Source organism: Vibrio sp. 10N.222.55.C6, assembly GCF_041473395.1.
GTDB classification, from domain to species: Bacteria; Pseudomonadota; Gammaproteobacteria; order Enterobacterales; family Vibrionaceae; genus Vibrio; species Vibrio crassostreae_C.
Genome location: NZ_JBFRSD010001121.1, coordinates 1 through 350, shown reverse-complemented (window position 1 = coordinate 350; position 350 = coordinate 1). Strand labels below are relative to the sequence as shown.

The following is a 350-nucleotide window of genomic DNA, read 5'->3' as shown; positions in this document are numbered from 1 at the left end:
CGATATAGCGATCTGTTACAGGAGCCCCACCGTCTTCCGACATATAGAGTTCAATAATTGTCGGTATAGGCGCGTGATGTATATAGGCATCGCTTCGCACCGTAGAAGGATCTGCTTTGTCAGGACATGACACTCGTTCAATGCATTCCTGATAGGGCACTTCTAGCTCTACCTCGTATCCAGCGGTGTTTAGATAATGCCTAATCAGCGGTAGAACTGCAGCTTCAACACGAGAACGATAGAATGTTCCCTGTTCATACTGATTCGTGTATAGCTGTACTTTCCAGTTCAACGCCTTTGCTATCGTTAATTTATTATGTTGAATGAACCAACGGATATCTGGACAAGAA

General features: G+C 44.3%; 1 protein-coding gene. It reads right to left on the bottom strand.

Translation table 11 applies throughout. The features are described 5' to 3' along the window. The coding region (locus AB4486_RS27820) for a hypothetical protein (protein ID WP_372120040.1) at positions 1 to 350 on the bottom strand (350 nt) is incomplete at both ends.